This is a genomic window from Acidiphilium sp. 20-67-58 (assembly GCF_002255515.1).
Classification (GTDB): Bacteria; Pseudomonadota; Alphaproteobacteria; order Acetobacterales; family Acetobacteraceae; genus Acidiphilium.
In genome coordinates this window covers 60,202-68,042 of the sequence record NZ_NCAS01000015.1, presented here as the reverse complement: position 1 = coordinate 68,042, position 7,841 = coordinate 60,202, and the positions used below count along the sequence as shown (strand labels likewise).

Sequence of the window (7,841 nt, the reverse complement as noted above, 5' to 3'; positions counted from 1 at the left end):
TGCGTGTCGTTCAGCCAGAAAAGTTCCGCCATGTTCCAAGTCCTCCAAACAGACTTGAATCAGACGCCCCGTAGTCATGGCAATAGGTACAGAACCTAGTCCGGCAGGTCGAGATCGCCGTCGAGGATGTGGCTGTTGCCGCAGACGAACCCGCCCTCCGGCGTCATCGCCGGGGTGCCGGGCGCGTAGCTCGCCTGCCCCGCGCCGAACGGGGCGGGATTGTCGATCGTCGGCGGCGCCGGGCTGAACCCAGCCTCGCACTGGCGCGACAGGGCGGTGACCGAAAGCCCGCTCGCCACGATGAAGCCGTGGTTGAACGCATAGCCGTCGCGGAACTCCGCCCCGCTCGCGCCGGGCCCGGCGAAACTGCCGGTATTGGCCATCATCACCGCATAGATCGACGATGATCCATAGCGCGACTCCACGATCATCCGTCCATCGGTGAACGGCGCCGCACTCACCGGCCCGTCCGGCCCGGCGATGCCGTTGGTGCCGCAGGCATAGGCGGGAAACGCCCAGTCGCTGGCCGCGCCGCCCGCCGGCATCTGGCAGAACGCCTTGCCGGTCCCGCCCGATTGCGGCGCCACCGCCACCGGGGCGATGCTCAGCGCGATGGCGTCGCTCGTCAGCCCGCTCAGCTCCGCACCGGACCAGAGCGTCGCCCCGGCGATCACCACGGCGGCCAGAACGCTCAGCATGTCCGGCGTCTCGCGCAGCCGGCGCGACACCTCCTGCCGCACCGCCACCAGCGCGCCCATGGCCCGCCACGACATCAGATTTGGATTGCCGATGCTCATCCGCTCGTCAGGCTGTGCGACCTCGTAACTCATTGCGGAAAATTAACACCAGATTTATCTAAACAACAACTAAAAATATCAATTAATGAAAAGATTCGCCTTAACCGTGTGCGATTAAGGCGTTACTTCATGAACCCGGCCTAAAGTACTGATAGCGGCGTGTTTCCCTACCGCCCCCCAATCGGCATAAGCCTCAGCGCAGGTATCGATCGGCATGAGCCGCCCCAAGCCCGACCGCCTCGTAATGCCGCCGTGCCGCCGCCAGCTTGGTGAACACGTCCTCATAGCCGAGCGCCTTGCCGTAGGGATCGACATAGGTATAGCCGCCAGTGACGTGAAACAGCGTCGCCATCTCGTCCACCCCTTCGGGCACCACCAGCGTATGCGTCTCGCCCGGCGGCTCGAAGGCGTAGTCGCCGGCATTGGCAACCCAGTCATGCTCCAGATACCGCCAGGTGCCGCGCAGGGTGAAGGCATGCACCGGCCCGCTATGCCGATGCCGCGACAGCACGCCCGCCGCCCGCACCCGCAGGATATTGATGTAATAGCCCTGGCTCACGCACAGGATAAGCGGCCGGAACGACACATCCGCCGTCTGCGGCACCCATTCGCGCGGATCGCCGCCATCGAGATCGATCCCGCCGCCGACGAATATATCCGCCAGCATCCCGCCCGGCTGCGGCAGCTGATACGCGACCTTGCTCATATCCGGCACGGCGCCGGCCTCGTTCACATCCATCGTTGCTTCTCCCTCGCGGCCCGCGCCGCATCACGGAATCGAGTGTACCGCAATTCCGCGCCCCAGCCAGCGCCCGCCGGGCGCATCAGCCCGGAGCAAGCAGTTCGCATTAGCCCGGAGCCAGCAGGGCAGGGGTCTCCGCCCGCGCATTCCCGACCTCCGCCAGCGGGGCCGCGCCCGCCGCCGCCAGAAACGCCGCGATCCGGTCGAACTCCGCCGGCGGCCTTGTCCCGTCCCCCGCATCGCCGGGCGGAACAAAAATCACCGTCTCATACCGCGCCCGGGAGAGCAGGACCCGATAGGTATTCACCTGCCACGACGCGGCCTCCTCATGGCGGATCTCCTCCCACCGCGTGCCGCGAAACCGCCGCGCGCGCCACGCCTCGCCGGCAGGCGGGCGGATCAGGTCCCCGCCCCAGCACAGGCCGACATTATCGATCTCCAGCCCCTGGCAGGCATATTGCGTCGCCGGCGCCTCCAGCGCGTCCGAGGCGCGCACGTCCGGCCAGGCATTGAGGAACCAGCTCGCCACCGCCTGCCGGTCCATATGCGGAAAATCGGCCGACAGCCCCTCCGCCCGCAGCCGCTTCGCCCCGGCACTGCACACGAGCCCGGCCCGCCGCGTCCCGCGCGAGGCCCCCCGCAGCGCCGCCCGCATCGCGTCGAGCGACCGCGTGATCCGGAACGGCACCCCGCCCGCGGCAGCAGCGATCCCCGCCGCCACTTCCGCCTGTCCGTCCAGCACGGCGTCGATCCACGCGGCGGCCGCGGCCGAGCGCACCTGCCGCACACTGACATCGAGATGCAGTGCCGGATCGATCTCCATCCCCGCCGGCGCCGCATCCGCCAGCCGTCGCGCCGGATCGGGATGGCCGATCACCCCGTCCGGCCCGACAATCCGCCAGCCCGGCCGCCGCGCCAGCGCCTCGCCCCACGAGGCCAGCCCCGCCTCGCCGGTATTGATCTCCTGCCCATTGCCCACCAGCGCGACAATCGCCGCCCCGCCCTCGTGCCGCGCCATGATGTCGAGAAACAGCCCGGCCTCGCTATCATCGAGCTGGAACTTGCGCTGCCCGAAAGCCGCGTCCCATGCCCGCTGCGCCTCGTCGAACACGATCACCCGCTCATGCGGCGCCGCCGCCCGCGGCACGTTGTCGCGCAGAAAGCCGAGCAGCGGCTGAATCGCGCTGTCCAGCCGGTGGTTCGCCGCCCGCAGCGACATGCCGGGCCCCTTCGCATCCCGCGCCAGCGCCTCGCGCAGCACATGCACGAGCGGCAGGTTGCCGGTCAGGAACGCGGCAGGTGCGGCGCTGCGAAACATCGTGTTCAGCCCGCACAGCGTCTTGCCCGCGCCCGGAATCCCGGTGACGAACACAACAACCCGCTCGCCCGCTGCCAGCGCCCGGTCGACCGCGCGGCCGATCGCCTCGGTCGTCCGCGTCAGGTTGCTCACATCCGCCCGCGCCGCCGCGATCTCCTCCACCCCGTGCCGGCGATAGAGCATGGTTGCCGCCTCGACGATGGTCGGCACCGGCCGATACGCCCCCGCCTCCCAGGTCGCCGCGTCGATCGTCGCCGCCGGCGCCGGCAGCATCGCCTCGGTCGCCGCGATCAGCCCGCCGAGCGATGCGGCATTCGCCTCCATCACCGGCATGATCGGCTGCGCCAGCAGCGGCGGGGTCACGGCGCGCGCGGGCGCGTCGGGGGCGACCAGCACCGGCACGATCGGATGGCGCCGGCTTTCCGCGTGAAAATCGAACAGGTCGAGCGCGTAATCCTCGACCTGCAACCGGTCGGCATTGGCGAACCGCGCCGCCCCGATCTTGAATTCGAGCACGAAAATCCCGCGCTCTCCCAGCACAACGGCATCGATCCGCCGCCCCAGCCGGATCAGCGGGTATTCCAGCAACACCCGCCAGCCCCCGCACCCTGCCAGTGAAGCGGTCAGGATCGGCAGCTGCGCCCGCCAGGCGCGGATCTGCTCCTCATGGTTGAGCGTATGGGTCTCGACCAGCCTTCGGGCGAGGGCGCCGATCACCGCCTCCGGCGCCGCCGCGGCGAGTTCTCCCGCCGTGCCGGACCACCACGCCCTCACGGCGCCTTCACGCCGCTTTCACGGCCATTTGACCTCAGGCGGCATGCTCATCAGGATCGCCTCGGTATTGCCGCCGGTCTTCAGCCCGAAGGTGGTGCCGCGGTCATAGAGCAGGTTGAACTCGACATACCGCCCCCGCCGCACCAGCTGCGCCTCGCGTTCCTCCGGCGTCCACGCCTCGTCCATCCGCCGCCGCACGATCGCGGGATAGGATTCGAGAAACGCGAGGCCGACATCGCGGGTAAAGGCGAAATGCCGATCCGGCTCGGTCTCCAGGTAATCGTAGAAAATCCCCCCCGCACCCCGCGTCTCACCGCGATGCGGCAGGTAGAAATACTCGTCGCACCATTTGCTGAAGCGCGGATAGTAATCGGGGTCGTAGTTTTCGCACGCCGCCCGGAACGCGTCATGGAACAGCGCCGCGTCCTCCTTCGCCGCCTCGGTTCCCGGCTGCAACGGGGTCAGATCGCCGCCGCCGCCGAACCATCCCTTCGTCGTCACGATCATGCGCGTGTTCATGTGCGCCGCCGGCACCCGCGGCGAGTGCATGTGCGCGACCAGGCTGATCCCCGCCGCCCAGAAGCGCGGGTCCTCCGCCGCGCCGGGGATGTTCTTCGCGAACTCCGTGCTGAACGCGCCGCCCACCACCGAGATGTTCACCCCGACCTTCTCGAACACCCGGCCGCGCATCAGGCTCATCTCGCCGCCGCCCTCCAGCCGGTTCTGCCCGTCCGGCGTGCGCGTCCACGGCGTGCGGACGAAGCGGCCCGGCGCGCGGTCCGCCAGCATCCCGCCATGCGCGTCCTCGATCGCCTCGAACGCGGCGCAGATCCGGTCGCGCAGCGTGCGAAACCAGTCGCTCGCCGCCGGCTTCAGCGCCTCGTGCGCGGGCGGCGGGGCAGGGGGGGGCGGTGCGGATGGCGCATGCATATCTGTCATACCCGTCATATTACATCATCGCCGCGGCCCTTCCAGCGTGTCCGCGCGCCGTTACGGGATTGAATTTTCCACGGTTTGCCGTCATCCACAGGCGACAGCTCGAAGGGAGACAACTCATGGCTGCGGTTGCCGCATCCGGCGCGTCCAGCGCCGGGGAACACAATGACGGTCGGCAGGATTTCGCCCGGATCCTGTTTGCCACCATTTCGCTGATGGGCCTCGCCGTGCTGCTGTGGTGCTTCGCCTCGGCCCTCGCGCCCTCGCGCACGCACGAGGCGTCGGGTGCTGCCCCGGTGCCCCACGCCATGATGAACCGGCTGCGCTGAGATGAGCACGAACCCGACACAAGGCTGGCTCGAAGCCCGCCTGCCGCTCTGCGCCGCCTATCGCCGCCACTGGAGCGAGGCGCTGGTCCCCACTGGCCAGCCGCTGTCCTGGTCGGTCGGCCCGCTGGTCGGCGTCGCCCTCGCGGTGCTGACGCTCTCCGGCATCTGGCTCGGCCTCGCCTACCAGCCGAGCCTGTCCGGTGCCGCGATCTCGATCGCGGACTACACCCGCAACGTCCCCTATGGCTGGCTGATCCGCGACCTGCACCGCGTCGGCACCACCATGCTGTTCGGCGTGCTCTTCATCGAGCTGTTCCGCGGCGCCTTCTACGGTACCTACCGCAACGGCCGCGAATTCGCCTGGATCGTCGAGATCCTCCGCCTCTTCGCCTGCATGGCGGTCGGCTTTCTCGGCTTCGCGATGACGGGCAGCCCCGCCGCCCATGGCGCGCTGCTGGCGATGGCCGCGCATCTCGCCGCCATCCCGCTGTTCGGCCACCTGGTTGGCCCGGCCTTTCTCGGCGGCGCTGTGCTCAATGCCGCCACCGCGCCGCGAGTCGCGATGGCGCATGAGGCGATCGGCTTTCTCGTCCTGCTGATCGCCACCCTGACCGTCATAGCCTCGCGCGCCGCCCCGCCCGCCCATCCGGATGGCATCGCCAGCCCCGATCCGCGGATGATGACGCCCCGCGCCGCCCAGGCAAGGCGCTACTTCACCGCCTTCCTGGTCTTCGCGCTGCTCTTCGCCGCGATCCTCGTCCTCGACCCCGGCCTCGGCACGCCGCGCACCCCGGTTCTGCCGGCAGCGCTGGCGATCCCGGTGCAGGTGACGCCGCCGTGGTACCTGCTGGTCTTCCACGGCTTCGCCCGCGTCGCCGGCTCGCCGGGCGGCGGCACGCTGCTCACCGTGGCCGCCTTCCTGCTGCTCGGCGCGCTGCCCTGGCTCGACCGCGGCGCGGTGGGAAGCTGCCGCCAGCGTCCGGTCTATGCCGGCTTCCTGGTCCTGCTCGCGGTCGATCTCGTGCTGCTCGGCATCGCCGCCGCCGCAACCGGCGGGCTCTGGACCACCGTCGCCGAACTCGCGACCACCTACGCCTTCGCCCATTTCCTCATCATCACGCCGCTGGTCACCATGCTGGAAACCCCGCGCGACACAGCGGCGTCCCATTCGCGGAGGACTGCCTGATGCGGCGCCTGCTCGCCCTCTGTCTCACCGCCGGCGCGCTGCTTGCCGCCGGCCCGGCACTGGCCAAGGGGCCCGGCTTCGGCTTCCTGTCGCCCCTCGGCAGCTATGACAACGCGACGCTGCAAGCCGGCTTCGCGGTCTACCGCGCCGATTGCGCGAGCTGCCACGGGCTCAGCCTCGTGCATTACCGCGATCTCGGCGGCATCGGCCTGTCCGAAAAGGATATCGCCGCCATCACCGCGCAGATCAGCCAGCCGGATGGCACCGGCGCCGACGGCAAGCCGCACATGGTCAAGGCGACGCCCTCCGCCGCCATGACCTGGTCCTATGCCGACGCTGCGGCCGCGAAAGCGGCCAATCACGGCGCCCTGCCGCCCGATCTCTCGCTGTTCGAGGCCGGCCGCCCCAACGGTGCGGCCTATGTCCAGGCGCTGCTGCTCGGCTACCGCGCCGCCCCGCCGAACCTCACGCTGCTGCCCGATCATCATTACAACATCGCCTTCCCCGGCGGGCAGATCGCGATGGCCCCGGCGCTGAAGCCCGGCTCGGTGACGCTGGCCGACGGCAAGCAGCTGGACGAGGCGCAGATGGCGCACGACGTCGCCGCCTTCCTCGCCTGGACCGCCGATCCCCATCGCGACGACCGCCGGATCGACGGCATTGCCGCCATCCTGTTCCTGCTGGTGCTGGGCCTGGTCGGCGCCGTCGCCCTCGGCCGGAGGCGCGCATGAGCCCGGCCGAACCCCGCCGCCCGGTCATCGGCGTCATCGGCGGCTCCGGCCTCTATGACATCGAGGGGATCGAGGACAAGCGCTGGGAGCGTGTCGCCACGCCCTGGGGCGAGGCGTCGGACGAGCTGATGTTCGGCACGCTCGAAGGCGTGTCGGTGGTGTTCCTGCCGCGCCACGGCCGCGGCCACAAGCTCTCGCCGACCGACCTGAATTACCGCGCGAATATCGACGCGCTGAAACGCGCCGGCGTGACCGACATCCTCTCGATGTCCGCCGTCGGCAGCCTGCGCGAGGATCTGCCGCCCGGCCATTTCGTCATCGTCGACCAGTTCATCGACCGCACCTTCGCCCGCGCGAAAAGCTTCTTCGGTGCCGGCTGCGTCGCCCATGTCTCGGTGGCCGAACCGGTCTGCGCCCGGCTGGGCGACGCGCTGGAACGCTCCGCCCGCGCGCTCGACCTGCCGGTGACCCGCGGCGGCACCTATCTCGCGATGGAAGGCCCGCAATTCTCGACGAAGGCGGAAAGCCATCTCTACCGCTCCTGGGGCTGCTCGGTGATCGGCATGACCAACATGCCCGAGGCCAAGCTCGCCCGCGAGGCCGAGCTTTGCTACGCGACCGTGGCGATGGTCACCGACTATGATTGCTGGCACGAGGATCACGAGGCGGTTACGGTCGAGCAGGTGGTCAAGGTGCTGCTCGGCAATGCCGACCGCGCCCGCGCCCTGGTCCGCGCCGTCGTCCCCGGCCTCGGCGCCGCCCGCCCCGCCTGCACCGCCGGCTGCGATCACGCGCTCGACCACGCGATCATCACCGCCCCCGCCGCGCGCGACCCCGACCTCGTCGCCAGGCTCGACGCCGTCGCCGGCCGCGTCCTCGGGTGACCCGCCCCGCGCGGGGGTAACCCGCGCGGAAACACCCCCCGCGCGGCGCGGCCTTTGCGCAGCACCGCATCCCGACCTATGTGTCGGCCAGCGCCGCCGGCCCGCCGCGCGGCCACGTCCCACGCCACCAGCGATGAAGGAACA

At 70.0% G+C, this 7,841-nt stretch carries 8 protein-coding genes; 4 read left to right on the top strand and 4 right to left on the bottom strand.

Annotated elements, in window-relative coordinates:
• Positions 1 to 95: 95 nt before the first annotated feature.
• The 4 genes from B7Z76_RS07910 to hemF all read right to left on the bottom strand — a co-directional run bounded on the left by B7Z76_RS07910 (position 96) and on the right by hemF (position 4,570).
• The gene (locus tag B7Z76_RS07910) at positions 96 to 830 is read right to left on the bottom strand and encodes a hypothetical protein (RefSeq protein WP_236656431.1); all 735 of its coding nucleotides are present in this window, start codon (positions 828 to 830) and stop codon (positions 96 to 98) included.
• 160 nt (positions 831 to 990) lie between these two features.
• On the bottom strand, positions 991 to 1,536 hold the full coding sequence (locus tag B7Z76_RS07905; RefSeq protein ID WP_201712628.1) for a 2,4'-dihydroxyacetophenone dioxygenase family protein: 546 nt from the start codon (positions 1,534 to 1,536) through the stop codon (positions 991 to 993).
• 109 nt (positions 1,537 to 1,645) lie between these two features.
• Positions 1,646 to 3,631: a DUF2075 domain-containing protein gene (locus B7Z76_RS07900; RefSeq protein WP_174504254.1), complete on the bottom strand. Its 1,986-nt coding sequence runs from the start codon at positions 3,629 to 3,631 to the stop codon at positions 1,646 to 1,648.
• 18 nt (positions 3,632 to 3,649) lie between these two features.
• Positions 3,650 to 4,570: an oxygen-dependent coproporphyrinogen oxidase gene (gene hemF / locus B7Z76_RS07895; RefSeq protein WP_236656528.1), complete on the bottom strand. Its 921-nt coding sequence runs from the start codon at positions 4,568 to 4,570 to the stop codon at positions 3,650 to 3,652.
• 116 nt (positions 4,571 to 4,686) lie between these two features.
• Between hemF and B7Z76_RS07890 the strand changes: the two genes are divergently transcribed.
• Genes B7Z76_RS07890 through B7Z76_RS07875 form a run of 4 tightly spaced genes read left to right on the top strand, consistent with a single transcriptional unit; the run spans position 4,687 to position 7,697 of the window.
• Positions 4,687 to 4,896 carry a hypothetical protein gene (locus tag B7Z76_RS07890; RefSeq protein ID WP_174504255.1) on the top strand — a complete coding sequence of 70 codons (210 nt, stop codon included), beginning with the start codon at positions 4,687 to 4,689 and terminating at the stop codon, positions 4,894 to 4,896.
• Between the two features lies 1 nt (position 4,897).
• Positions 4,898 to 6,082, top strand: coding sequence for a cytochrome b N-terminal domain-containing protein (locus tag B7Z76_RS07885; RefSeq protein ID WP_291343181.1), 1,185 nt, complete (start codon positions 4,898 to 4,900; stop codon positions 6,080 to 6,082).
• Entirely contained in the window at positions 6,082 to 6,813 is a 732-nt protein-coding gene (locus tag B7Z76_RS07880) for a cytochrome c1 (RefSeq protein ID WP_174504257.1), read from the top strand. Before B7Z76_RS07885 ends, B7Z76_RS07880 begins: the two co-directional genes overlap by 1 nt.
• Positions 6,810 to 7,697 (top strand): S-methyl-5'-thioadenosine phosphorylase, encoded by an 888-nt coding sequence (locus B7Z76_RS07875; protein WP_174504258.1) that lies wholly within the window; start codon positions 6,810 to 6,812, stop codon positions 7,695 to 7,697. The genes B7Z76_RS07880 and B7Z76_RS07875 overlap by 4 nt, the downstream gene beginning before the upstream one ends.
• Positions 7,698 to 7,841 lie beyond the last annotated feature (144 nt).